The 25,064-nt window shown below is 63.8% G+C and carries 21 protein-coding genes and 1 pseudogene; 7 read left to right on the forward strand and 15 right to left on the reverse strand.

Annotated features, from left to right (window positions below):
* Positions 1 to 83: 83 nt before the first annotated feature.
* Positions 84 to 680, reverse strand: coding sequence for a hypothetical protein (locus tag CAY82_RS11585; protein ID WP_087501318.1), 597 nt, complete (start codon positions 678 to 680; stop codon positions 84 to 86).
* A 99-nt stretch (positions 681 to 779) separates the two neighbouring features.
* Positions 780 to 1,685 (reverse strand): LysR family transcriptional regulator, encoded by a 906-nt coding sequence (locus CAY82_RS11590; RefSeq protein ID WP_087501319.1) that lies wholly within the window; start codon positions 1,683 to 1,685, stop codon positions 780 to 782.
* Positions 1,686 to 2,050: 365 nt separating this feature from the next.
* On the opposite strand from CAY82_RS11590, the gene katG reads away from it, so the two are divergent.
* The 3 genes from katG to CAY82_RS11605 all read left to right on the forward strand — a co-directional run bounded on the left by katG (position 2,051) and on the right by CAY82_RS11605 (position 8,477).
* Entirely contained in the window at positions 2,051 to 4,279 is a 2,229-nt protein-coding gene (katG, locus tag CAY82_RS11595) for a catalase/peroxidase HPI (protein ID WP_087501320.1), read from the forward strand.
* A 217-nt stretch (positions 4,280 to 4,496) separates the two neighbouring features.
* Entirely contained in the window at positions 4,497 to 5,825 is a 1,329-nt protein-coding gene (gene pssA / locus CAY82_RS11600) for a CDP-diacylglycerol--serine O-phosphatidyltransferase (RefSeq protein ID WP_087501321.1), read from the forward strand.
* Positions 5,826 to 5,927: 102 nt separating this feature from the next.
* Entirely contained in the window at positions 5,928 to 8,477 is a 2,550-nt protein-coding gene (locus CAY82_RS11605) for an EAL domain-containing protein (RefSeq protein ID WP_087501322.1), read from the forward strand.
* 209 nt (positions 8,478 to 8,686) lie between these two features.
* Here CAY82_RS11605 and ppnN read toward each other — a convergent pair whose 3' ends face one another.
* On the reverse strand, positions 8,687 to 10,060 hold the full coding sequence (gene ppnN, locus CAY82_RS11610; protein ID WP_085623623.1) for a nucleotide 5'-monophosphate nucleosidase PpnN: 1,374 nt from the start codon (positions 10,058 to 10,060) through the stop codon (positions 8,687 to 8,689).
* A gap of 212 nt (positions 10,061 to 10,272) precedes the next feature.
* The gene (locus tag CAY82_RS11615; RefSeq protein WP_087501323.1) at positions 10,273 to 11,334 is read right to left on the reverse strand and encodes a YeiH family protein; all 1,062 of its coding nucleotides are present in this window, start codon (positions 11,332 to 11,334) and stop codon (positions 10,273 to 10,275) included.
* A gap of 111 nt (positions 11,335 to 11,445) precedes the next feature.
* Here CAY82_RS11615 and CAY82_RS11620 point away from each other — a divergent pair, with 111 nt between their 5' ends.
* On the forward strand, positions 11,446 to 12,333 hold the full coding sequence (locus tag CAY82_RS11620; RefSeq protein ID WP_087501324.1) for a LysR family transcriptional regulator: 888 nt from the start codon (positions 11,446 to 11,448) through the stop codon (positions 12,331 to 12,333).
* 11 nt (positions 12,334 to 12,344) lie between these two features.
* On the opposite strand, the gene pncB is transcribed toward CAY82_RS11620, so the two are convergent.
* Entirely contained in the window at positions 12,345 to 13,544 is a 1,200-nt protein-coding gene (gene pncB / locus CAY82_RS11625; RefSeq protein ID WP_087501325.1) for a nicotinate phosphoribosyltransferase, read from the reverse strand.
* Complete coding sequence (locus tag CAY82_RS11630; RefSeq protein WP_087501326.1) at positions 13,541 to 14,191, reverse strand: isochorismatase family protein; 651 nt, start codon at positions 14,189 to 14,191, stop codon at positions 13,541 to 13,543. Before CAY82_RS11630 ends, pncB begins: the two co-directional genes overlap by 4 nt.
* Positions 14,192 to 14,331: 140 nt before the next feature.
* Here CAY82_RS11630 and CAY82_RS11635 point away from each other — a divergent pair, with 140 nt between their 5' ends.
* A complete protein-coding gene (locus CAY82_RS11635; RefSeq protein ID WP_087501327.1) occupies positions 14,332 to 15,036 on the forward strand; it encodes an NUDIX hydrolase in 705 nt (234 codons plus the stop codon).
* A gap of 23 nt (positions 15,037 to 15,059) precedes the next feature.
* Here CAY82_RS11635 and CAY82_RS11640 read toward each other — a convergent pair whose 3' ends face one another.
* Positions 15,060 to 16,472, reverse strand: coding sequence for a cytosine permease (locus CAY82_RS11640; protein WP_087501328.1), 1,413 nt, complete (start codon positions 16,470 to 16,472; stop codon positions 15,060 to 15,062).
* 413 nt (positions 16,473 to 16,885) lie between these two features.
* On the reverse strand, positions 16,886 to 17,338 hold the full coding sequence (locus tag CAY82_RS11645; protein ID WP_087501329.1) for an Lrp/AsnC family transcriptional regulator: 453 nt from the start codon (positions 17,336 to 17,338) through the stop codon (positions 16,886 to 16,888).
* 112 nt (positions 17,339 to 17,450) lie between these two features.
* On the opposite strand from CAY82_RS11645, the gene CAY82_RS11650 reads away from it, so the two are divergent.
* Positions 17,451 to 18,065: a LysE family translocator gene (locus CAY82_RS11650; protein WP_087501330.1), complete on the forward strand. Its 615-nt coding sequence runs from the start codon at positions 17,451 to 17,453 to the stop codon at positions 18,063 to 18,065.
* A 15-nt stretch (positions 18,066 to 18,080) separates the two neighbouring features.
* Positions 18,081 to 18,263, forward strand: a pseudogene (locus CAY82_RS11655) (LysE family translocator); the annotation flags it as partial.
* 4 nt (positions 18,264 to 18,267) lie between these two features.
* Here CAY82_RS11655 and CAY82_RS11660 read toward each other — a convergent pair.
* The 7 genes from CAY82_RS11660 to CAY82_RS11690 form a co-directional block, all read right to left on the reverse strand.
* Complete coding sequence (locus CAY82_RS11660) at positions 18,268 to 20,049, reverse strand: ATP-binding protein (protein WP_087501331.1); 1,782 nt, start codon at positions 20,047 to 20,049, stop codon at positions 18,268 to 18,270.
* A gap of 183 nt (positions 20,050 to 20,232) precedes the next feature.
* Positions 20,233 to 20,796: an NUDIX hydrolase gene (locus CAY82_RS11665; protein WP_087501332.1), complete on the reverse strand. Its 564-nt coding sequence runs from the start codon at positions 20,794 to 20,796 to the stop codon at positions 20,233 to 20,235.
* 21 nt (positions 20,797 to 20,817) lie between these two features.
* Positions 20,818 to 21,564, reverse strand: coding sequence for a GntR family transcriptional regulator (locus CAY82_RS11670; RefSeq protein ID WP_087501333.1), 747 nt, complete (start codon positions 21,562 to 21,564; stop codon positions 20,818 to 20,820).
* A 90-nt stretch (positions 21,565 to 21,654) separates the two neighbouring features.
* Complete coding sequence (locus CAY82_RS11675) at positions 21,655 to 22,044, reverse strand: carboxymuconolactone decarboxylase family protein (protein ID WP_046617259.1); 390 nt, start codon at positions 22,042 to 22,044, stop codon at positions 21,655 to 21,657.
* Between the two features lie 142 nt (positions 22,045 to 22,186).
* A complete protein-coding gene (locus tag CAY82_RS11680) occupies positions 22,187 to 22,672 on the reverse strand; it encodes a flavin reductase family protein (protein ID WP_003258675.1) in 486 nt (161 codons plus the stop codon).
* A 12-nt stretch (positions 22,673 to 22,684) separates the two neighbouring features.
* On the reverse strand, positions 22,685 to 24,166 hold the full coding sequence (locus CAY82_RS11685; RefSeq protein ID WP_087501334.1) for an aldehyde dehydrogenase: 1,482 nt from the start codon (positions 24,164 to 24,166) through the stop codon (positions 22,685 to 22,687).
* Positions 24,163 to 24,996 (reverse strand): alpha/beta fold hydrolase, encoded by an 834-nt coding sequence (locus CAY82_RS11690; protein ID WP_087501335.1) that lies wholly within the window; start codon positions 24,994 to 24,996, stop codon positions 24,163 to 24,165. The genes CAY82_RS11685 and CAY82_RS11690 overlap by 4 nt, the downstream gene beginning before the upstream one ends.
* Between the last annotated feature and the right edge of the window lie 68 nt (positions 24,997 to 25,064).

A 25,064-nucleotide genomic window follows, 5' to 3' on the forward strand; every position in this document is an offset into this window, starting at 1 on the left:
GGTAAACCCGCTCCCACAGGTCCAGCGCCGTGCCCGAGGGTTGCGCTGTACCTGTGGGAGCGGGTTTACCCGCGAAAGGGCCTTCAAACGCGCCTCTTCAATAAAGCCTGCAACGAATCGTCAAAGTCCCGCAGCGCATCCGCCTGCACCGCTCGCTCATCCTCGACCACCCGCGCCACATTGCCCAGGCGCTTGCTGGCACGCCCTTCAGCGCGGCCGATATAGGTCAGCTGGTCATCGAAGAAGCGCGCTAGCACCCGGCTCTCGATATCCGCACTGGCGAGGCGGCTTTCGGTGTCCAGCAACACGATCACATCCGGGTGGTCGCCCAGCAGCGTGTCCAGGTCGTCATAGAACGTCACTTCAGCGAACTGCTGCGCCAGTGACCGCGCCAGCCAGTCATACGCCTGGCTTTCGCTGCTCAGGGTTGCCACCGACACGCGCTGGCCCTGGGCCGGCGCGGCGGCCAGGGGGCGATGGCTGCCGAGGTATTCGAGAGTCGCTTCGGCGTCACGCCCCAGCAGCACCGCCACCCGTTGGCCGGGCGCCAGGGCGACGCTGGAAATGGCTGTGGCCGAATAGAAGTGCCCGTAGGGCTGCGTGTCGATAGTGGTCGGGCTGGCACAACCGCCGAGGGCGGCCAGCAAGGCAAGCAGGGCAGCGATCATGCCGGTTTTCATGGGAGGCCTCATCGTTCAATGAATGCCGCCATCTTCTGCCCGGGCTGGCCGCAGCGGAACTTGATGGCATTCATGGTGGCTATCGATGAGGTCGATGCATCACTGCGTGGCCATGAACTGCAGGATGCGTTCGCGTAGCCAGCGCTCGGCCGGGTCGTTGTCCTGGGCGCCGCTCCAGACCATCGACAGTTCGGCTTCGTTGATCTCGAACGGCGCCGGGTCGGCGCGCAGGCTACCGTCGTCGGCCAGGGCGCAGGCGGCGTAGTCCGGCACCGTGGCGATCAGCTCGGTGTTGCGCAGCAGGGCGCGCAGGCTGCCGAACTGCGGCACCGCCAGCACCACCTTGCGGCAGCGGCCGATGCGTGCCAGATCGAGATCGATATTGCCGCTCATGTCGCCGGAGAACGACACCATCACATGCGGACGGGCACAGTATTCGTCGAGGGTCAGCGGGCCCGGCCGGTCATCGGCGCGTAGCACCCGCACACCGATGTCGCGCAGCTTGCGGCGCTTGGCGGTGGCCGGCAGGTCTGTGGTGTAGCTCACGCCCACCGAGATCTCGCCGCTGGCCAGCAGCCCCGGCATCAGCAGGAAGTTGGCCCGGCGTACCACCACGCTAATGGCCGGAGCCTCTTCGCGCAGGGCCTGTAACAGGGCAGGGAACAGGCCGAATTCGGCATCGTCCGACAGGCCCAGGCGGAACACGTTGCAGCTGTTGGCCGGGTCGAACTCCCGGGCGCGGCTGATGGCGGCGGAAATCACGTCCATGGCCGGCCCCAGCTCGGCGAAGATCTGCATGGCCCGTGGCGTGGGCTCCATGGCCCGGCCGTTGCGGATCAGCAGCGGGTCGTCGAACAGTTCGCGCAGGCGGGCGAGGGCGGCGCTGACGGTGGACTGGGTGATGAACAGCTTTTCGCCGACGCGGGTCAGGTTGCGTTCGATCATCAGGGCTTCGAACAGTACCAGCAGGTTCATGTCGACGCGGCGCAGGTCGTTGCGGTTCATGAGGGGCGGGTTCCGCATTAGAGGGGGGCGGAGTATTGAAGCATCTGGACAGCCTGGTTGCCTTGTATGGATGTGCCCGCGAAGAGGCCAGTACAGGCGTGCCCCTGACAGAGCCAGGCTATCACCCCTCAATAGCCACTCTATTAGAACTCTGCCCAAGCTCGGCTAGTCTTTCCCCAGGCCCCGCGAATTCCGCGAAAGGGCGGCATGGCAGCACCTGCGTGCAAGACCGCGCCAACCCCGTCGTGACAGCTTCGCAAGCCCCGTGTAGACCTGATGAGGGGTAGCACGAGCCAACGCGCTCGGCTGAAAGAACACCTGGCATAGACCGGAAATCTGGATAACCGACCCAAAGGTACCCGCAGATGTCGAACGAATCGAAATGCCCGTTCCATCAAACCGCAGGTGGCGGCACCACCAATCGTGACTGGTGGCCTGACCAGCTCAACCTGAAAATTCTTCACCAACATTCCTCCAAGTCCGACCCGATGGACCCGGGTTTCGACTATGCCAAGGCGTTCAAGAGCCTCGACTTCCAAGCTCTGAAGAAAGACCTGAACGCCTTGATGACCGACTCCCAGGACTGGTGGCCCGCCGACTTTGGCCACTACGGCCCGCTGTTCATCCGCATGGCCTGGCACAGCGCAGGGACCTACCGCATCGGCGATGGCCGGGGTGGGGCAGGCTCTGGCCAGCAGCGCTTCGCCCCGCTCAACAGCTGGCCGGACAACGTCAGCCTGGACAAGGCCCGGCGCCTGCTGTGGCCGATCAAGCAGAAATACGGCAACAAGATTTCCTGGGCTGACCTGATCGTGCTCACCGGCAACGTCGCCCTTGAATCCATGGGGTTCAAGACCTTCGGCTTCTCTGGCGGGCGTGCCGATGTGTGGGAGCCGGACGAAGATGTGTACTGGGGGTCGGAAAAGGTCTGGCTGGGCGGTGACACCCGCTACGGCAAGGCCCAGCCGCCGGGCCAGGGCGACCTGGTGGCGGAGCCGGCCAAGCGCCCCGAGGAACAGGGCCGTAACCTGGAAAACCCGCTGGCCGCCGTGCAGATGGGGCTGATCTATGTGAACCCGGAAGGTCCGGAAGGCAACCCCGACCCGGTGGCTTCGGGCAAGGACATCCGTGACACCTTCGGCCGCATGGCCATGAACGATGAGGAAACCGTGGCCCTGATTGCCGGCGGGCACGCCTTCGGCAAGACCCACGGCGCAGGCCCCGCCGACAACGTCGGCCCCGAACCGGAAGCTGCAGGCCTGGAGATGCAGGGCCTGGGTTGGGCCAACAAGTACGGCAGCGGCAAGGGCGGCGATACCATTACCAGTGGCCTGGAAGTGATCTGGACCTCGACCCCCACCCAGTGGAGCAACGAGTACCTCAACAACCTGTTCAACTATGACTGGGAGCTGACCAAGAGCCCCGCCGGTGCCCACCAGTGGCGGCCAAAGGACGGCAAAGGCGTGGGTAGCGTGCCGGACGCCCACGACCCGGGCAAGCGCCACGCACCGTCGATGCTCACCTCCGACCTGGCGCTGCGCTTCGACCCGATCTACGAGCCGATTGCCCGCCACTTCAAGGACAACCCTGACCAGTTGGCAGACGCTTTCGCACGCGCCTGGTACAAGCTGATCCACCGCGACATGGGCCCGCTGGCGCGCTACCTGGGCCCGGAAATGCCAAACGAAGAGCTGTTGTGGCAAGACCCGATCCCAAAAGTGGACCACCCGCTGGTGGGCGAGCAGGACATTGCCGCGCTCAAGGCCAAGGTGCTGGCGACGGGCCTGAGCGTTGGCGAGCTGGTGGCCACTGCCTGGGCTGCGGCGTCGACCTTCCGCGGTTCGGACAAGCGTGGTGGGGCCAATGGTGGCCGCCTGCGCCTGGCGCCGCAGAAGGACTGGCCGGCGAACCAGGGTACGGGCAAGGTGCTGGCGGCCCTGGAAAAGATCCAGGCCGAGTTCAATGCCGGTGGCAAGAAAATCTCCTTGGCCGACCTGATCGTTCTCGCCGGGGCCGCCGCAGTTGAAAAGGCTGCCAAGGACGCCGGGCATAACGTCAGCGTGGCGTTCCGCCCAGGGCGTGCCGATGCCTCCCAGGCGCAGACCGACGTCGAGTCGTTTGCCGTGCTGGAACCGCTGGCCGATGGCTTCCGCAATTTCACCAAGGCTCGCTACAGCGTCAAGGCCGAGAAGTTGCTGCTGGACAAGGCCCAGTTGTTGACCCTCACCGCGCCTGAAATGACCGTGCTGATCGGCGGCCTGCGCGTGCTAGGCGCCAACCATGGCGGCAGCCAGCAGGGCGTGTTCACCGACAAGGTCGGTACCCTGAGCAACGACTTCTTCCGCAACCTGCTGGACATGGGCGTGGAATGGAAGCCGACCTCGGCGGATAACGAAACCTTCGAAGGCCGCGACCGCAAGACCGGGCAGGTGAAGTGGACCGGTAGCCGGGTTGACCTGGTGTTTGGCTCCCATGCCCAGTTGCGGGCCTTGAGCGAGGTGTATGGCAGCGATGATGGCGGTGAAAAGTTCGTGCGGGACTTTGTGGCCGCCTGGGAGAAGGTGATGGAGCTGGATCGCTTCGACCTGAAATAGCCTCCTCGGAAACTGGGGGCGCTTTGCGCCCCTGTCGCGACACAAGGCCGCTCCTACAGGCCCTGCGTAGCCTTTCTGGCTTGCGCGATACCTGTACGAGCGGCCTTGTGTCGCGATGGGCTGCGAAGCAGCCCCATGCTCTCCGGGGGCTGGACCATTTCGATCTTCCTGTGCAAGCTGATGCACGATAGTGATTGCACACAGAAGGTGATCGTTCGTGAACCCCCAATCCATGCTGGCGGCATTGCCAGGCTACGCCATGTCGGCTGAGTCGATCCAGGTGCTGCCCGATGCCAAGGCCTACCGCGCCTGCCTGCTCGAGCGCATCCGCGCCGCAACCCGGCGCATCGTCATCGTCGCGCTGTACCTGCAGGAGGACGAAGCCGGGCAGGAAGTGCTGGATGCCTTGTACCAGGCCAAAGCCGCGCGGCCGGGGCTGGAAATCACTATCGTGGTCGACTGGTTCCGTGCCCGGCGCGGCCTGTTGGGCGCCGGGCGCCAGCCGGGTAACGCCGCCTGGTACCAGGCCCAGCGCCAGCACCATGGGCTGGACATCGTCATTCACGGTGTACCCGTGCAGACCCGCGAGCTGTTCGGCGTGTTGCACCTGAAGGGCAGCATCATCGATGACTGCGTGATCTATACCGGCGCCAGCCTGAACAACGTGTACCTGCACCGTTTCGACCGCTATCGCCTGGACCGCTACCACCTGTTCCAGTCGCCTGCGCTGGCCGACGCCATGGTCGATCTGGTGCGACGCCTGCTGCACCACACTGCCACACCGCGCCTCGATCTGCCGGCGCCACCCTCCACCCGCAGCCTGCGCGGCGACATCCGGCGCTTGCGCGCGCGGCTGCGGCGCATGGCCTATGAGGTACCGGCCAGCGGGGCGGGGCAGGGCTTGCGGGTGATCCCGCTGTTGGGTGTGGGGCGCGGCAACCCGTTGAACCGGGCGCTGTGCGCCTTGCTGGCGGCGGCGCGCACGCAGGTCATCATCAGCACGCCGTATTTCAACCCGCCCCGGGTGCTGATGCGCGAGCTCGACCATGCTTTGGCCCGTGGTGTGCGGGTGGAACTGATCGTGGGGGATCGCACGGCCAACGACTTCTATATCGCCCCTGGCGAGCCGTTCAGTGCCAGCGGCGCGTTACCCTACCTGTACGAAGACAACCTGCGTGCCTTCACCCGACGTCGCCACGCCGCGATTGCCAGCGGCCAGTTGCAGGTACGGATCTGGAACGATCCCGGGCATACCTTCCATGCCAAGGGGGTGTGGATCGACCAGCGCTATTCGCTGCTGACCGGTAACAACCTGAACCCGCGCGGCTTCAACCTGGACCTGGAGAATGGCCTGCTGATCGATGACCCGCTGGGGCAATGGCTGGCGCCACGGGAAGCAGAGTTGGCCGAGCTGCGCCGGCATGCGCCGAAGATTGGCTCGGCAGAGGCGCTGGGGGTCAAGGCCGAGCACCCCAAGGAGGTGCGCAAGCTCCTGCGCCGGCTACGCTATAGCCGGCTGGAGCCGCTGATCAAGCGGGTGCTCTGAGAGCAAACGCACCTGTGCTTACCAAGGTCATTCGTCGGTTGGACCGATTACCGCCAACCGGCACCAGTCAATCCTGTAGATATGGCAAAAGGCGCCCATTGAATGGATGCAAGCTTCGGCAGTAATTCGTCACGTAGTCAGGTGGTTAGGCAGTTGACGCTGGTATTTTCCAGCCTGCTGTTGTTGATATTGCTACTGGGTCTGGTTTCCTTGTACCGCATCGCCGGGGCGCTGGACGAGCGCGAGCGGGCACAGAGCCGCTTTCACGCCGAGTCGGCGCTGACCCAATTGCAGAAGAACGACCGCAACTACCTGGTGGCCTATGCCGTCTGGCAAGCCGCATACGACCACCTGGCCGGGCCTGTAGACCGGCACTGGGCCTACAACGAGGATAACCTCGGGGCCACGCTGTATAGCGCCGATGGCTATGAAGGGGTCTTCGTGCTAGACGATGACGGCACTCAATACGCCATGCTGGAAGGGCGCCTCAGCGAACAAGGCCTTGAACGCCACAGCGCCAGCAGCGCCCAGGTGTTGCAGCGGGCGCGGCAGGCTGTGCAGCAGGAACAGGCTGCGTCTGGCTACCTGCTGTTCGACGGCCAGCCGGCGCTATACACCGCGGCCATTATCCGCCCGCCTTCGACGGGGCAACCGCCGCCGGCCTCCGGTGCGGTGCTGGTGTTCGTGAGGGTTCTCAGCCCGACGGTCCTCGGGCAACTGGGGCGTGCTGCCGGGCTGTCAGGCTTTGCCGTCGTGACAGCGTCCCAGGTGCACGCGGACCAGGGGCGTTTGCCGCTGGAGGATAGCGGCTACGCCATGACCTGGCATATCGAGCAGCCAGGGACTGATCTGCTTAGGACTGTCCTGTTTCCCCTGGCCCTGGCATTGCTGATCATAGCCTTGGTCATGGCCCTGTTCGCCCGTCATGCCATGCGCGCAAGTGCCAGTATCGACCGCAGCCACCGTGAGCTTGCCGTTTCCAAAGACGCCCTGGAGGCCAGTGAAGCGCGCTTCAAGGCTGTGGCAGAGGCGGCGTCGGACTGGATCTGGGAAACTGATGCGCAGCAACACCTGACCTACCTGTCACCGCGCTTTGCCGAGCTTACCGGGCACACCCTGGAGCACTGGTTGCATCGCCCCGTCAGCGAGCTGTTCGCCTGTGATACCAGCCAGGTCGATACCTGGCTGCATGGCCTCGCCAGCAGCGAGGCAACCGGTACCTTGCGCTGCCAATACCATGATCGACATGAGCAACGGCGAGAATGCCGGGTCGCCGCCAAGGCCATCATCGAACACCGGACCTGCCGGGGTTACCGGGGTACCTGCACCGACATCACCGACGAAGTGGCCGCCCATGCGCAGATCCAGCATCTGTCGCTGCACGACGCGCTCACCGGCCTGCCCAACCGCAACAAGTTGTTCCGTTTCCTGGAAGATGCCGGCAACGCAGAGCTGGGCTTGCTGATGCTCGACCTGGACAATTTCAAGCCGATCAATGACAGCCTCGGCCACCCGGCCGGGGATGCCGTGCTGATCGAAGTGGCGCATCGGCTGGGGCAGGTGACCCGCAATACCGACCTGGTGGCACGTCTGGGTGGTGACGAGTTCGTCATCGTGCTGGCCAAGCCAGGCAAGCACGATGAAGTGGACCGTTTTTGTGCGCGTGTCATCGAAGCTCTGCAGCGTCCGATCCTGTTTGAGCAGCACCAGGTACGGGTAGGGGTGAGCCTGGGTGTGGTGTTGTCCGCGGAGTATCCCGGTATCGCTAGCGACCTTATTCGTTACGCCGATGTCGCCCTTTACAGCGCGAAGCAGGCCGGCAAGCATACATGGCGGTATTTCTCGGCCGAGTTGAACACGACCTTGCTGGAAAAGCGCGAGCTGGAACGTGAGTTGCGCGAAGGCATCGCGCGCGGCGAATTGCGCTTGCGCTTCCAGCCGCGCTACAAGGTTGACGGCGTGACGGTTGCCTCTGCCGAGGCGCTGGTGCGCTGGCAACATCCACGGCTCGGCCTGCTGCGGCCAGACCGTTTCATCGCCCTGGCCGAGGAGTCCGACCTGATCGTGCAACTGGGCAACTGGGTGCTTCAGGAAGCCTGCTCACTGGCCCGCGACTGGCCGCTCGACATCATGGTCTCGGTCAACATGTCGCCGGCGCAGTTCAGCCGCAGTGATGTGGTCCGTGATGTGGCTGAAGCACTTCGTCAAACCGGGCTGCCTGCCCATCGCCTGGAGCTGGAGATTACCGAAAACGTCATGCTCAACGATGTGGAAGGTGCCCTGCAGACCATGAACGCGCTGAAAGAGCTGGGGGTACGGCTGAACATGGATGACTTCGGTACGGGCTATTCTTCCCTGGGCTACTTGCGCACCTACCCGTTCGACAGCATCAAGATCGACAAGCGTTTCGTCCAGTCGCTGGGCACTAGCAGCAGTGATCGCAGTGTGGTGCAGGCTATCATCAACCTGGGCAATGCGATGGGCATGACAGTCACTGCCGAAGGGGTGGAGACCTCGGAGCAGCTGGCCTTGCTCAGCGACGACCAGTGCCATGAGGTGCAGGGCTACCTGCTGAGCAGGCCGGTGGAAAACCAGGTGTTGATGCGTCTGATGGCTGCGGGAGAGACCGAAGATCGGGGCGCTTCCCGGTAAGGCGGGGTGATTTTCTGGCAAGTGTGTATAGCTCTCTGAAAAGTCGTTGCGAGCGCATTCAATCTGGCCAGACAGCAACAGCAGCAATACGCCGTCAGTCAGGAAGGCTTTCATCGTCGAACCTCTGTAGGTCAGCCATCTCGGCACTCAGGCTATCGATGGCCAACCCACAGGGGCTGACGGCAAACTTACAATTCAGACAAGGTGAGTCAGGTCACCACCTGGTAGCACGGCACATACGCTGCGCCGCCAGGCAGCTTCATCCGGTGCTGGTCGACGAACGCCTGCAATAGCCGGCCCAGCGGGTCCAGCACGGCGCTGTCGCCACGGATCTGATACGGCCCGTGTTCCTCGATCAGGCGGATGCCCTTGTCCTTCACGTTGCCGGCGACGATACCGGAAAACGCCCGGCGCAGGTTGGCGGCCAGTTCGTGGGCCGGCAGTTCGCGGCGCAGGTCCAGGTCGGCCATGGCCTGGTGGGTCGGGTCGAACGGGCGCTGGAAGCTCTCTTCGATCTTCAGTAGCCAGTTGAAGTGGAAGGCATCGTTGCGCTCGCGACGGAACTGCTTGACCGCCTTGAGCCCTTCGACCATGTGCCGGGCGACTTCCGCCGGGTCATCGATGATGATTTCGTACAAGCGATGCGCCGCCTCGCCCAGGGTGGCGCCGACGAAGGCGTGCAGCTGTTGCAGGTACGGCTCGGCACTGCGCGGGCCGGTGAGTACCACCGGGAACGGCAGTTCCTGGTTGTCCGGGTGCATGAGGATGCCCAGCAGGTAGAGAAACTCCTCGGCCGTGCCGGCACCGCCCGGGAAGATGATGATGCCGTGGCCGACACGAACGAAGGCTTCCAGGCGCTTCTCGATGTCCGGCAGGATCACCAGTTCGTTGACGATCGGGTTGGGCGCTTCGGCGGCGATGATGCCGGGTTCGGTCAGGCCCAGGTAGCGGCTGCCGTGCATGCGTTGCTTGGCGTGGGCGATGGTGGCGCCCTTCATCGGGCCCTTCATCACACCCGGGCCGCAGCCGGTGCACACGTCCAGCTTGCGCAGGCCCAGCTCGTGGCCGACCTTCTTGGTGTACTGGTATTCCTCGCTGCTGATCGAATGGCCACCCCAGCACACCACCATCTTCGGCTCCACGCCGGGGCGCAGGGTGCGAGCGTTGCGCAGCAGGTGGAAGACGTAGTCGGTGATGCCCTGGGAGCTTTCCAGGTCGATGCGCTGGCTGGCCAACTCGCTTTCGGTGTAGACGATATCGCGCAGGGCGCTGAACAGCATTTCACGGGTACTGGCGATCATTTCGCCATCGACGAAGGCGTCGGCCGGGGCATTCAGCAGCTCCAGGCGCACGCCGCGGTCCTGTTGATGGATACGCACCTCGAAATCCTGATAGGCCTCGAGGATGGTCTTGGCATTGTCGACATGGGCGCCGGTGTTGAGGATGGCCAGGGCGCACTGGCGGAACAGGGTGTAAAGGCTACCGGTACCGACTTCACTCAGTTGCTGCACTTCACGTTGTGACAGCGTCTCCAGGCTGCCTTTGGGGCTGACGGATGCATTGATGACATTGCGTTGAGGCATCTAAGTCTTTCCTGTGCGGGTAAAACATCCTTCTTTGACAACACCATACCGAGAAATGCGGGCGGCAACGAGGGGGGGCAACAAAAACGTCATGGGACCGAGTCGCCTGCTTCGCGGGTAAACCCGCCCCCACAGGTACGGCGCAGGTTCTGAAAGCAGCGCGATACCTGTGGGAGCGGGTTTACCCGCGAAGCAGGCGACTCAGTCTCAAGTCATCCCAACAGTTTCTGCACGCCAAGGGTAATTGCCACGCCGCCAAACACCAGCCAGAGGTTGAGAATCGCCCCGGTCGCCAGCGCCCGCGGCCCGGCCTGGCGAATCTGGCTGAAGCGCGTCTCCATACCCAGCGCCGTCATGGCCATGGTCAGGGCAAAGGTATCCAGGCTGTTGACCGCCTGCGTCACGCTGCCCGGCAATACCTGCAGCGAATTCACCAGCACCAGCGCGAGGAAGCCGAAGGCGAACCAGGGCATGGCGATGCGCCCGTTGCCCTGTGCCTGGCCCGGCAGGCGCGCGCGGCTGATCCAAAGCCCGACCACCAGCAGCACCGGTACCAGCAGCATCACCCGGGTCATCTTGACGATGGTGGCGATATGCGTGGCCTCGGGGCTGACGTTGCTGGCCGCACCGACCACCTGGGCCACTTCGTGAATGGTGCCACCCAGGAACAGCCCGGCGCCCATGGTGTCCAGGTGCAGCCAGCCGGCATTGATCGCCAATGGGTAGAGGAACATCGACAGGGTGCCGAACAGCACCACGCTACCAACCGCCATGGCGCTTTTATGCGGTGCGCTGCGCAGGGCCGACTCGAAGGCCAGAACCGCGGCGGCGCCGCAGATGGCGCTGCCGGCCGCAGTCAGCAAGGCGGTATCGCGGTCCAGCTTGAAGACCTTCATGCCGCACCACAGGCCTATCAGCAGGGTGCTGGATACCACCAGCAACGACACGATGAGCCCCGACCAGCCGACTTCGGCAATTTCCTGCAGGCTTACCCGCAGGCCGAAGAAGGCCACGGCAATGCGCAGCAGGCCGCGGGCGGAAAAGTTGATACCCGCCGCCCAGCTAGCCGGTACGCCGTCACGCAGTGCATTGCCGTAAAGCGCACCGGCGACGATACCGACGATCAGCGGGCTGATACCCAGGTTGGCGATGGCGGGCAGGGCGGCCAGCTGGGTGACCGCAAGCGCGAACAGCGCGACGAACAGGATGCCATTTAGCCGCCCCCGGGTGGAGAGGGTAGGCGCAAAGGCGGGGTTGGACGGAACCGTGGCCATGTGAGTCCTCCGGAAAGATGTTTCGACATGGCTTACGTTAATCTGGTTATAAGCTTATAAAAAATCGTAATTTAGAATGGCAAATATCCGGTTAGCTGATATTTTTCAATCATGACCCCAGAACAACTGATAACGTTTGCCACCGTCGCCGAGCACGGCAACATCAGCCATGCAGCCCAGGCCCTGCACCTGTCGCAGCCGGCGGTGTCTGGCCAGCTCAAACTGCTGCAGGAGGCCTTTGGCGAGCCCCTCTATCAGCGCGCTGGCCGTGGTGTGCGGCTGACAGCCGCTGGCGAGCAGTTGCTGGCCCATGCCGAGCGCCTGCGAGAAACCTTCCGTCAGGCTGTGGCATTGCGCGAGGCCATGCGCGGGCTGGAGCGCGGTACCTTGCGCATTGGCGCCAGTACCACGCCGGCCAGCTACCTGCTGCCGTATCTGATTGCCGATTTCCATGCCCGCTATCCAGAGGTGCTGGTGAGCACTTCCAACGGCAATACGGCGGAAATCGTCGCTGCGCTGGACAACGTCGATATCGCCCTGATCGAGGGACCGCCTGGGCAGGAATTGCCATTGGGCACGGCGGTGACGGCGTGGCGGGAAGACGAGATCGTGGCCATCGTTCCGCGTGGTCATCCGTTGGCTGGCAGTGACCAGCAGACGCTGGCATCGCTGGGCGCCTACCCGTTGGTGCTGCGTGAGAGCGGCTCGGGTGTGCGGCAGATCGTCGAGCGGGCATTTGCCCGCAGCGGCGTGCCGATGCGCGTGGCGCTGGAGATTGCCGGGGTGGAAGGGGTGAAGGAGGCGGTGCGGGCCGGGATGGGGATTGGCTTTGTGTCGGCGATGTCGATCCGGCATGAGGACGGGGCGTTGCAGCGGTTGCAGGTGGTGCCGCAGGCGTTGGTGCGGCGGTTTTCCATTCTGGTGCCGCATGCAGCCACCCCGTCGCGGGCGGCGGCGCGGTTTCTCGAGTTGTGTATTGGCCTGAAAGAGGTGGGCTGATGGTACCGGCCTCAATCCACCTGAAAGACATGCTTCAGATAGGCCACGAAGTTCTCATCCCGGCACTGTGTCTTGCCCGGGCTGTCGGAAATCTTTGCAACCGGTGCCCCATTGCACGCTGTCATCTTGATCACGATGTTCATCGGCTCCACCCCCGGGATATCGCAGGTCAGTCTGGTACCAATGCCAAAGCTCACATTGATCCGCTCATGCAGTGCCCGGTACAGCCCCAGCGCCTTGGCAAAATCCAGCCCGTCGGAAAAGATCAGGGTCTTGCTCTTCGGGTCGATCCCCAGCCGCTCATAGTGGGCAATGGCTTTTTCCGCCCAGGCCAGCGGATCGCCCGAATCGTGCCGCAGGCCATCGAACAGCTTGGCGAAGTACAGGTCGAAATCGCCCAGGAACGCGTCCATGGTGATGCAGTCGGTCAGGGCGATGCCCAGCAACCCACGGTATTCCCGCACCCAGCACTCCAGCGCTGCAGCCTGGCTGTCGACCAGGCGCGGGCCGAGTTGCTGGTGAGCCATGAACCATTCGTGGGCCATGGTGCCGATCGGCTTGAGCTGGTATTCGCGGGCCAGGTGAACGTTGCTGGTACCGACGAAGCGGCCCGGGAAGTCACGTTTGAGAATGTGAACCACCTCTTCCTGCACCCGGTAGGAGAAGCGCCGCCGGGTGCCGAAGTCGGCCACTTGGAAACCGGCCAGTTCATCGGCGCTGGCCTCGGCCTTTAGCCAGTCGAGGTTCTGATACAGGCGCTCGCGGACTTGCTCTATCACCACCTCGCGATACCGGTAGCGGTTGCGCACCTCGCTGATGATCGCCAGCAGCGGGATCTCGCAGAGAATCACATGCAACCACGGCCCGCGCACGCGAATCGCCAGTTGCCCGACGTCATCCAGGCCCACTTGCACATAGCGCAGGTTGAAGCGGAAGAGGCTGAGAAAACGGATGAAGTCCGGTTTGATGAACGGGATCTTCTCCAGGTAGGCGAGCTGGTCGTGAGTGACGCTGACATCGGCCAACTGCTCGACCTGGTAACGGATTTCCGCCAGGTAAGGCGCGAGGTTCTCGCCGTTACGGCAGCGGAACTCCCACTCCACCTCGGCGTTGGGGTAGTTGTGCAGCACTGCCTGCATCATGGTGATCTTGTAGAAGTCGGTGTCCAGCAGGTTCTGGATGATGCGTGGGCCGAAGACGCTGTCGCTCATGGGCGGTCTTCCTTGATCAGAGAGAGCTGGTAATCGAGCGCGGCTTCGTCGCCGCAGAGGATCACGCCGTCGGCAGCCAGGGCGCCACACGCCTCGATGGCGCCTGCCTGGGTGAGGGCGCGGCAGGCCGGCAGATACAGCAGCACCCGGAAGCCGGCCTGGCGCAATTGGCGGGCGGTGGTCCTGACGCAATAGTCCAGGGCCAGGCCACCGACGATCACCGCGCCCACCTGCTGCACCTTGAGGTACTCGATCACCCCGGTCGAGCGACGCTCGGCCAGGTCGTGGTAGCAGGCGCCGTAGGGGTGCAGGTCGGGCTCGACGCCTTTCCACACGAAATAGTCGTAGTCGATGGGGGCAGGCAGGCCGGGCAGCAACTCGAAGCCCGGTGTGCCGGGGACGCAGTGGCTGACCCAGGTCAGGTCGGCGTTGGCCAGTTGCAGGGGTTGCAGCATGTGCGCGGGGTCGGCGACCACCCAGGCGGCATTGGCTGGGTGGGCGTCCTTGCTGCCCAGGCGCAGGTCGGCTCGCAATGCCATGGTGTTGAGATCAGCCGCGATTTCGTCGCCTTCGGGGACGGGTAGCTCCTGCGGGACGTTGGCGGTGAAGCCGTTTTGCGCGTCGACATCGAAACTGGCGATCTTCATGGCGGTGCTCCTCGCTGGAATGTCTATATAATTCATCTGGTGCATTAAGTATGTCAAGCTTGTTTCTCGCCTGTATTCAAGTCTTGTGTTATTTAAAATACCTGGTGAAATATAAAGGCGTTCAAGAGCGGAGCCACCCTGTGAGTACCACCGAAGTCCTGGCCAGCGTCGATATCGTCGCCCTGCGCATGGTCCCCGAAGCCCAGCATCTGCAAGTGTTGTTGCACCGTCGTGAGCGTGAACCACATGCCGGCCAGTGGGCCTTGCCGGGCGTCATCGTCAATGGCCGCACCCCTGACACCAGCCTGGAAGGCGCCGCCGACCGGGCCCTGCGTGAAAAAGCCCGAATTGTGCCGTGCTACATGGAGCAGGTGGGCACCGAGGGCAATGCCTTCCGTGACCCGCGTGGTTGGTCGCTCAGTACCTATTACCTGGCCTTGCTCGACCCGCAACAGCAGGTCGAGGGTGAGCAACTGGCGTTTTTCGATTTGGACAGTGTGTTGGGGCGCAAGGTGCTGTTGCCGTTCGACCATAACCTGCTGGTAGAGCGCGCCCGTGAGCGGTTAGCGGCCAAGACGGTGTACAGCAGCCTGCCGCTGTACCTGCTCGCGGAGAAATTTACCGTGCTGGATGCGTTGGGGGCGGTGCAGGCGTGCCTGGGGCAGGCGGTGAACAACACCTCGCTGCGCAAACGCCTGGAACGCTTGCGCGAGCTGGGATGGGTAAGGGATACCGGGGAGAAGAACCAGCCCCGGCTGGGCCGGCCGCAGCAGTTGTATCAGTACACCCCGCAGGGGGAGCGGGCGTTCATGTTTGATCGCAGTCTGCTGCCTGAGGGGGCTTAGTCGTCTATACCTGCCGTCGTGAATCAGTGCCCCATGGCTACCTTGGCACTCATCTGCCGGCGACGGTAGGCACTGTCCCGGCTGGCAAGCCACCAGTACAGCGGCGAGGTAACCGCCAGCCCCACCAGCCACGACAGGTCAGCCCCGCTGATATGTTCGGAAATCGGCCCGACATACAGTGGCGTGTTCATGAACGGGATCTGCACCACGATGCCCACGGCATAGGCGATCAGCGCCTGCGGGTTGTAGCGCCCATAGATGCCGCCATCGACCTGGAAGATCGACTGGATATCGTAGTCGCCCTTGTGAATGGCATAGAAGTCGATCAGGTTGATCGCCGTCCACGGCACCAGCACCACCAGCAGTACCAGCACCATGTCGACGAAATGACCGATGAAGTCCGCCGAGGCGAACACCGCCACCACGCAGCAGGCCGTCAGCACTGCCAGCGACAGTACGGCGCGGCTCTTGGCGGTGGGGATCCAGCGGTGGGCGAAGGTTTGCACCAGGGTGATGATCGACAGCACTGCGCCATACAGGTTAAGGGCGTTGTGGCTGATCACGCTGAGCAGGAACAGCACCAGCATGATCGGGCCGAGGGTACCGGTGGCCAGCTTGACCGCGTCCATGGTGTCCATGCCGGCCGGGATCGCCAGCACCGCCACGGCGCCGAAGATGAACGACAGGCTCGAACCCAGGGCCGAGCCCAGGTAGGTAGCCCAGAACGTCGAGCTGACCTTCACGTCGGCCGGCAGGTAGCGCGAGTAGTCCGACACGTAGGGCGCAAAGGCGATCTGCCACAGCGCCGCCAGCGACACGGTGGCCAGCCAGCCGGCCAGGTTGAAGCCGCCGCGAGTGAGGAAGTCGTCGCTCTGCACGTGGCTGAAGATGTAGCCGAAGCCGACCACGATGCCGATACCCAGCACCCAGGTGCCGATGCGGTTGAGCACGTGGATGAAGCGGTAGCCGATGATGCCGATGATGCCCGAGCCCAGCGCACCGATGACGATGCCCACCGGTACCGGCACGGCATCGACCACACCGTGCAGCGATTTGCCGGCGAGGACGATGTTGGAGGCGAAGAAGCCGATGTACATGACCCCGGCGATCACCACCACCAGCAGCGCACCGAGCGAGCCGAACTGGGCGCGGCTCTGGATCATCTGCGGGATGCCCATCTGCGGGCCCTGGGCCGAGTGCAGCGCCATCAGTACGCCACCGACCAGGTGGCCGACCAGGATGGCGACGATTCCCCATACCAGGTTCAGGTGGAACAGTTGCACGCCGAGCGCGCCTGTGACGATGGGTAGCGGCGCGATGTTGCCGCCGAACCACAGTGTGAACAGATCCCTTACCTTTCCATGGCGGTCTTGCGGGGGCACGTAGCCGATCGTGTGTTTTTCTATGAGGGGGGCCGAATTGGCTGCACTGGTCATGACTGACTCCAAGGCAAGGTAGGGCATCGGGAGCTGCCCGGGGGCGTGCCGGCGAAGGGCGACGCGTTCTTGTTGGAGCGATGATGCGGGGTGCGGGGATAACGAGAAATTAGTAAATATGTACCCATAAGCCTTAAAAAACCTAAGGCTGACAAAAGGTTAAGCGGGGGACGGAAGCAAAGAGGGTGCCAGGGGGCGGGAGGGCCTGGGCTAGAGGGTTTTGGCCTTGTGTCGGTGAGAAGGGGTGTGCTTTGGTGGTGCGCCGTGCGTGTTTGCAGGGCAGATGAAAAGGTGGCCTGTACCGGCCCTTTCGCGGGTGAACCCGCTCCCACAGGTACGGGCATGACTTGATGTCAATGCGGTCGGGGTGGAAGCGGATTTACCCGCAAAAGGGCCGGCACTGAAGGAAACACCTACATCGGCAACAACCGATCCTGAATCACCTCTTTCATCACCAGGGTCGAACTCAACCGCTTCACATTGGGAATGCTGGTCAGCTGCTCGTCATACAGCTTCTGGAACGCCGGCAAATCCTTGGCCACCACATGCAGCAGGTAATCCGGGTCGCCAAACAGTCGCTGCGCCTCGACGATCTGCGGGATCTCGGCCAGCGCTGCCTCGAAGTCCGCTACCGGCTGGCGGGTGACTTCGCGCAGGGTCACGAACACCAGCGCGGCAAAGTTCAGCCCCAGGGCGCTCGGCGCCAAGCGGGCGTGATAGCCAAGAATCGCGCCGGATTCCTCCAGTGCCTTCAAGCGCCGATGGCAGGGCGACAGGCTAAGCCCCACACGGTCGGACAACTCGGTCACCGATAGCCGACCGTCTTTTTGCAGTTCGGCAAGAATTTTTCGATCAGTCCTGTCCATTGAGAAGAATCTTCCAGTCATCTGGGGTTGCTGAGGAATATACGAAAGAAAATCCCTCGACGGAATCCGTAATCTTTCGTCATCCCAACGCAGTGGAAAAAGGAAGATTCAAGTGGCTCTCAGTGTTCTGACGGCGTTCTGGGCCGTGTCGATGCTATTCGTGATTACCCCGGGCGCGGATTGGGCCTATGCCATTTCGGCCGGCATGCGTGGGCGCTGGGTGATGCCCGCGGTGGCGGGGATGTTGTCGGGGCATTTCCTCGCAACCCTGGTGGTGGCAGCCGGGGTCGGCAGCTTGCTGGCCGGCCATCCGCTTGCGTTGACCTTGCTGACCCTGGCGGGGTGTAGCTACCTGTTGTGGCTGGGTGGCAACCTGTTGCTGAGCCCGGCATTGCCGGCGGCCGGGCAGGATGGTGCGGGGGAGTCGGGGTCGCGCTGGGCATTGAAGGGGTTTTGCGTCAGTGGCCTTAACCCGAAAGTGTTCCTGCTGTTCCTGGCCCTGTTGCCGCAGTTTACCGACCCGCAATCGAGCTGGCCGGTACCGTTGCAGATCTTGCTGTTGGGCCTGGTGCACCTGTGCAGCTCGCTGGTGATCTACTCGCTGGTCGGTTATGGCGCCAAAGCGGTGCTGAGCACTCGACCGGGGGCGGCGAAACTGGTCGGGCGGGTGTCGGGGGTGGCGATGATCACGGTGGCGCTGGGCTTGATCGCCGGCCAAATGGGTTGAATGCATTGGCCTCCGCTGGTGCTGGGTTCGACGCAGATCGCCATCAGCGTTTCGGTCAATGCACTGATCGCGATCATGGCCGGATCGATCGCCGTGTTCCTCGCCGGTCGCCCTGTGTGGCAGCAGGTTCAGCGCTGGCTGATGGGCACGGTGCTGGCGGGCCTGGCCGTGCGCATGCTGGCCGAAGGGCGGCGTTGATCGCCTAGCCAGCAGGCGGCGGTACCTGGGGCAGGTACAAAGTGAAGGTAGTGCCCTGGCCCAAGACACTGTCCACCTGTACATCGCCCCCGGACTGCTTGGCAAAACCGAACACCTGCGACAGCCCGAGCCCAGTGCCTTCACCCGGTGCCTTGGTGGTGAAGAACGGGTCGAAGATGCGCTCCAGCAGTTCGGCGGCAATGCCGACCCCACTGTCGCTCACTGAAATCGCCGCGAATGGCCCCGGCTGTGGCGCCTGGCCGCGCAGGGCCGGTAGGCGCTGGTCGGCCTGCAGGCGCAGTTGCAAGGTGCCTTCGCCGGCCATGGCATCGCGGCCGTTGAGCATCAGGTTGATTACCGCGGTTTCCAGCTGGTTGAGGTCGGCACGGATATGGCAAGGCGCCTGCGGCAGCTGCAGCTCGACCTGGATCCGCGCACCTGTGGCGGTGTCGAGCATGTCGGCCATGGCTTCCAGCCGTGGCCCGGCCTCGAACACTTGCGGGCTCAGGGCCTGGCGGCGGGCGAAGGCCAGCAATTGACCGGTCAGCCTGGTACCGCGATCGACGGTGTCGGACATGGTCTTGAGGTAGCGTTCGCGGCGCGTTGCGTCTAGGTTGGGGCGCTGCAGAAAGTGCAGTGACGAGCGAATGATGGTAAGCAGGTTGTTGAAATCATGGGCCACGCCGCCGGTCAGCTGGCCGATGGCTTCGAGCTTCTGGGTCTGGCGCAGCACGGCCTCGGTGTGCAGCAGTTGGGTGGTGCGCTCGTCCACGCGCTGTTCGAGGGTGGCATTCAGCGCTTCCAGTGTCGCCATGGCCTCGCGCACTTCGGCGTGGGCCTGCACCCGCTGGATATGCGCCCAGGAGCGCTCGGTGACTTCGCCGATCAGCGCCTGTTCATAGTGGGTCCACTCTCGTGGCACCTTGTCGTGAATGGCCATCAGTGCGGTCAGCCGGCCGCCCTTGATCAGAGGCATGCAGATGGTTGCGGTGATGCCGATTGCCTGGAAGGTGGCGGCTTCCTCTGCGGGCAGCTCGCTCAGGTTGTCATGAATCACCAAGGCCTGGCCACTGCGCAGGCGGCTGAGCGCCAGCTCGCCGAAATCGTGCAGCCGATATTGGCCCAAAAGATGCGGCGAGCCGGGTGCCACGGCATCGCCGCAGATGGTGAAGCCGTCTTCGTCGGGCTCCATCACCGCGTAGGCGCAACTCGACAGTTGCAGGTGCTCGACCAGCATGCGCGTGGTAGTGGCGAGGATCTGGTCCGGGTCGGTGGCGTCGGCCACGGCACGGCCCAGGTCGTCGAGGAAGTTCAGGCGCTGGTTGGCGAGCACGCTGGCGGTGGTTTCGGTGACTGTGTCGAGCATGCCAAGCACCTTGCCATCATGGTCGCGGATGGGGCTGTAGCAGAAGGTGAAATAGGCCCGTTCTGGGCTGCCGTTGCGCTCGATGGTGAGCGGGAAGTCTTCGATGTACACAGCCTCGCCGGCCAGGGCGCGGTTGGCCATGTGGCCGATGTCGGCCCAGGCTTCCTGCCAGACGGCGCTGAAGGGGATGCCCAGGGCTGAGGGCTTTTTCCCGAGAATCTGCGAGAAAGCGTCGTTGTGCAGGGTGAGCAGGTCAGGGCCCCAAAGCACTGCTTGTGGGAAGCGCGAGGCCAGGCACAGGGCCAGGCTGGTCTTCAGCGGGTCGGGCCAGTGCTGCAGCGGGCCCAGCGGGGTGGCAGCCCAATCGTGGTTGCGGATGCGCTCGGCCATCAGCCCGCCGCCGTCTAGCCATTTTGCCATGTGCTCTGCTGGTCCTTTTGCGTAAGGCCTTAAGGGTGCATCCAGAATAGACGTTTGGCGAGAATTTTTGGTGGCTGAACCGGCCCCTTCGCGGATAAATCCGCTCCCACAGGTAAGGTACACACCTGGAGCAAAGTGCTATCCCTGTGGGAGCGGGTTCACCCGCGAAGAGGCCGGCCCAGGCTAGCGAATGAAGTGCACCTTGCCAGTGTCGTCATTGCCCACGTAGATGCCATAAACCCCGGCCTGCCGCTCGAGGATATAGCGCTCGAGAATCTGCCGGATTGCCGGGTAGTAGATTTCGTCCCATGGGATCTCGTCCGGCTCGAAGAACCTGTATGCCTGTGTTTCCGTCCCGTACTGCCCGGTTTCTTCGGTGGCGATGGCGCGGAAGATGATGTACACCTCACTGATCCTCGGGACGCTGAAGATCGAGTACGGCGAGACGATTTCGGCACGTACGCCGCTTTCTTCCCAGACCTCGCGCAGGGCCGCCTGTTCGGTGGTCTCGCCCGCTTCCATGAACCCGGCCGGCAGGGTCCAGGTGCCGGGGCGCGGCGGAATGGCGCGCTGGCACAGCAGGTACTTGCCATCACGTTCGATGATGCAGCCGGCGATGATTTTCGGGTTGATGTAGTGGATGTAGCCGCAGCCTGTGCAGTGCAGGCGTTCGTGGGTGTCGCCTGTGGGAACGCCCCGGGCCAGTTCCGTGGTGCAGTGCGGGCAGTAGCGCGGGGCGTTGGGCATGATCGGTGGCCTGTGGGTGGCTTATATGCGTGGGTCCTTCAAGGCCAGGGGCTCGACCATCTCGCGCACCTTGACGTTGTCATCCTGCTTCTGGCGCAGGTAGTCCAGGGCCACCTTGGCAGCGGCGCGGACGTGGTCGACCGAAGCCTGGTGGGCCAACAGCGGGTCGCCGCTCTTGATCGCCTCGACGATCTTTTCCATTTCGCGGTTGCTGGCGCCACGTCGGTTCTCCTGCGACACCGAGGTGGCGCGCAGGTAGCTGATGCGCGCCTGCAACTGGCGCAGCTGCTGGGCCGCCACCTGATTGCCGGAGCCTTCCAGCAGCACATCGTAGAAACCTTGTACCGAGTCCAGCACCTGTTGCAGCTCGCCTTCTGCAAGGGCTTCGCGGTTGACCTCCAGCGCGCGCTCCAGGGCACGGATGTCCTTGGCCTTGGCGTTGAGGGTGAACAGTTGCACGATCAGGCCTTCGAGCACGCAGCGCAGCTCGTAGATGTCGCGGGCGTCTTCCAGGGTGATGATGGCCACGCGCGGCCCTTTGGCGTCGGCGAATTCCACCAGGCCTTCGGATTCCAGGTGGCGCAGGGCTTCACGCACCGAGGTGCGGCTGACGCCGAGGCGATCACAGAGGTCGCGCTCGACCAGGCGGTCGCCTGGCAGCAAGTGGAAGTTCATGATCGCGGCGCGCAACTTGTCGAGCACGATTTCGCGCAGGGTGACGGGGTTACGGTTGACCTTGAAGCTGTCGTCGAGTGGCTGGCGTTTCATCAAGTGCGCTCTTAAAGAGGCTGCCCGGCCGCAACCGCAATAGCACCACGAACCTTGGGTGCTCCTTGCGTGGGTTCGAACAGCCCGGTGTTAACGGGTTGACTCCGCATCGGCTTCAGCGAACGCTTCGCGGGCCAGGCGGAAGCTGTCCACCGCCGCGGGCACGCCGCAATAAATGCCGACCTGGAGCAGGATCTCGCGAATCTGTTCACGGCTCAGGCCATTACGCAGGGCGCCGCGAATGTGCAGTTTGAGCTCGTGGGGCCGGTTGAGCGCGGAAATCATGGCCAAGTTTATCATGCTGCGCTCTTTGAGCGACAAGCCTTCGCGGCCCCAGACGTGGCCCCAGCAGTATTCGGTGACCAGTTCCTGCAACGGCCTGGTGAAGTCGTCGGCGTTCTGGATCGAGCGGTTGACGTAGTCCTCGCCCAGCACCTGGGTGCGGATCTGCAGGCCTTTTTCGTACTTTTCATTGCTCATGTGCAGTACTCCGGAATGAAACAAGGTCATCGGTGTCGGATTCTTCGCGGGCTTGCCCGCTCCCACAGGTACTGCACAGGTTTCAGCAGCTATGCGATCCCTGTGGGAGCGGGCGAGCCCGCGAAGAAGCCAATGAGGTCTATCAGCCCAGCGGGGGCAGGGCGCCCAGCTTGCCCTTGTGATAGACCATTGGCGTCACCGGCTCGGCCGGCAGCACCAGGTTCTTCACCGCGCCAACGATGATCGCGTGGTCACCGCCGTCATACTCGCGCCACAGTTCGCACTCGATGATCGCCGTGGCCTTGGCCAGCAGCGGGTTGCCCAGCTCGCTCAGGTGCCAGTCGATGCCTTTTGCCTTGTCCTTGCCCTTGCCGGCGAAGGCATAGGCCTCGGCGGTCTGGTCGGCGGACAGCAGGTGAATCGCGAACTGCTTGCTGTCACGCAGGATCGGGTAGGTGTCGGAGGCGTAGTTGGGGCAGAACAGCACCAGCGCCGGGTCGATCGATAGCGCGCTGAACGCGCTGGCGGTAATGCCGACGATGCCACCATCGGCGTCGAGGGTGGTGACCACCGTGACGCCGGACGGGAAGGAACCCATCACATCTTTGTATATGCCTGGTTCGATCATGGGCGCAATCTCCTAGCGCATGACAAAGGGATCGGGCATAGGCGCGGTGGACAGATTGATCCACACCGTCTTCAGCTCGGTATAGGCCAGCACCGAATCGATGCCGCTCTCACGGCCGTAGCCGCTGTTCTTGAAACCGCCGATCGGTGCCATGGCCGACACTGCACGGTAGGTGTTGACCCAGATGATCCCGGAACGCACGTCGCGGGCCAGGCGGTGGGCACGGCCCAGGTCGCGGGTCCAGATGCCGGCGGCCAGGCCGAACTGCGAGTCGTTGGCGATGGCCAAGGCCTCTTCCTCGGTCTTGAAGCGGATTACCGCGGCAACCGGGCCGAACACCTCTTCCTGCATGATGGTCATCGAGTTGCTGTCGCACTCGAACAGAGTCGGCTCGTAGAACCAGCCGTCACCCTCGACCTCGGCACGCTTGCCGCCCATGTGCAGCTTGGCGCCTTCGGCCTTGGCCGCGGCCACCAGGCCTTCGACCACGGCCAGCTGTTGCGCGGTGGCCATGGGGCCCATTTCGCTGGCGTCGTCCTGCGGGTTGCCGATGCGGATGCGCCTGGCGCGGGCGATCAGGCGCTCTACGAACTCGTCGAAGATCTCGTCCTGCACCAGCAGGCGCGAGCCGGCCACGCAGCTTTGCCCCGAGGCGGCATAGATGCCGGCCACGGCGCCGTTGATGGCGCTGTCCAGGTCGGCGTCGGCGAAGATGATGTTCGGCGACTTGCCGCCCAGTTCCAGTGACAGTTTGGCGAAGTTCTCGGCGCTGCTGCGCACCACGTGGCGGGCGGTGGCGGCGCCGCCGGTAAAGGCGATCTTGCGTACCAGCGGGTGACGGGTCAGTGCCGCGCCGGTGCTGGGGCCGTAGCCGGTGACCACATTGACCACACCGGCCGGGAAGCCGGCCTCAAGTGCCAGGCGGGCTAGTTCGAGGATGGTCGCCGAGGCGTGCTCGGACGGTTTGAGCACGATGGTGTTGCCGGCGGCCAGGGCCGGGGCCAGCTTTATGGCAGTGAGGTACAGCGGGCTGTTCCACGGGATGATCCCGGCCACCACGCCGATCGGCTCGTGCACGGTGTAGGCGAACAGGTCGGGCTTGTCCAGCGGCAGCGTTCCGCCTTCAAGCTTGTCGGCAAGGCCTGCGGTGTAGTGGAAGAACTCCGGCAGGTAGCCGACCTGGCCGCGGGTTTCGCGAATCAGCTTGCCGTTGTCACGGCTTTCCAGCTGGGCCAGGTGTTCCTTGTTCTCGGCAATCAGGTCACCCAGGCGACGCAGCAGCTTGCCGCGCGCGGTGGCGCTGATGCTGCGCCATTCCTTGCTGTCGAAGGCACGCTGGGCGGCCTGCACGGCCAGCTCCACATCGGCTTCGTCAGCGTCGGGCAGTTGCGCCCAGGCCTGGGCGGTGGCCGGGTTGAGGCTGTCGAAGGTCTTGCCGCTCTGGGCATCACGCCATTGGCCGTCGATGCACATCTGGAAACGAACGAGGGTCATGCAACAATCCCCTTGGCGGATTCGGTGAGGGTGCGGGCTTGTGCGAGGAAGTCCAGCAGCATCTTGTTGACTTCACGCGGTGCTTCCACCGGCATCATATGCCGTTGCTCGGCGAGGACCACGCTGTGCGCGCCAGGAATGCTGGCGGCGAGCTGGCGGGTCATGGCCGGGGTGGAGCCCGAGTCGAGCTCGCCTGTAGCGATCAGTGTCGGTACCTGGATGCTGCCCAGGTCGTCGGCGCGGTACATGTCCTGGGTGGCGAACAGCGAATAGGTGGTGTGGTAGCCCTGTGGGTCGTTGCTCGCCAGCACCTGGCGAATGGCGGCGACCTGCGCCGGGTTGGCGGCCTTGTATTCACGGCTGAACCAGCGGTCGAGTGCGGCGTCGACGTTGGCGTCGGGGCCAAGTTGCGCAGCCTGGGCGGCTCGGGCGATGACGCCGGCACTCTGCTCGGGAGTGCGGTTGAACACGCTATTGAGCACTACCAGTGCAGCCAGGCGCTGCGGGTAGTCGAGGGCGAACGCCCGAGCGACCAGGCCGCCCATGGAGAAGCCGATCACGGTGGCTTGCGCGATCTGCAGGTGATCGAGCAACTCGGCAAGCTGGGCGGCGTAGCCTTCCAGGCCGATGTCGGCGGCCGGCAGGGCGCTCTGGCCGTGGCCGAGCATGTCGTAGGCGATGACGCGGTAGTCGTTGGCCAGGCCAACGAACTGACCGCCCCACATTTCCTTGTTCAGGCCCACGCCATGGATCAGTACCACGGGTTGGCCCTGGCCGACGGACAGGTAGCTGGTGCCGGCGGGGGTGCGTTCAGCGACAGGCTGAATCATGGAGGGCGCTCCTTGAAGGTCGGGCGCGGCGGGTAAGCACGCCACGCCCCGGCCCGTCTTGGTTGTCG

The sequence above is a fragment of the Pseudomonas sp. SID14000 genome (genome assembly GCF_002165135.1).
Classification (GTDB): domain Bacteria; phylum Pseudomonadota; class Gammaproteobacteria; order Pseudomonadales; family Pseudomonadaceae; genus Aquipseudomonas.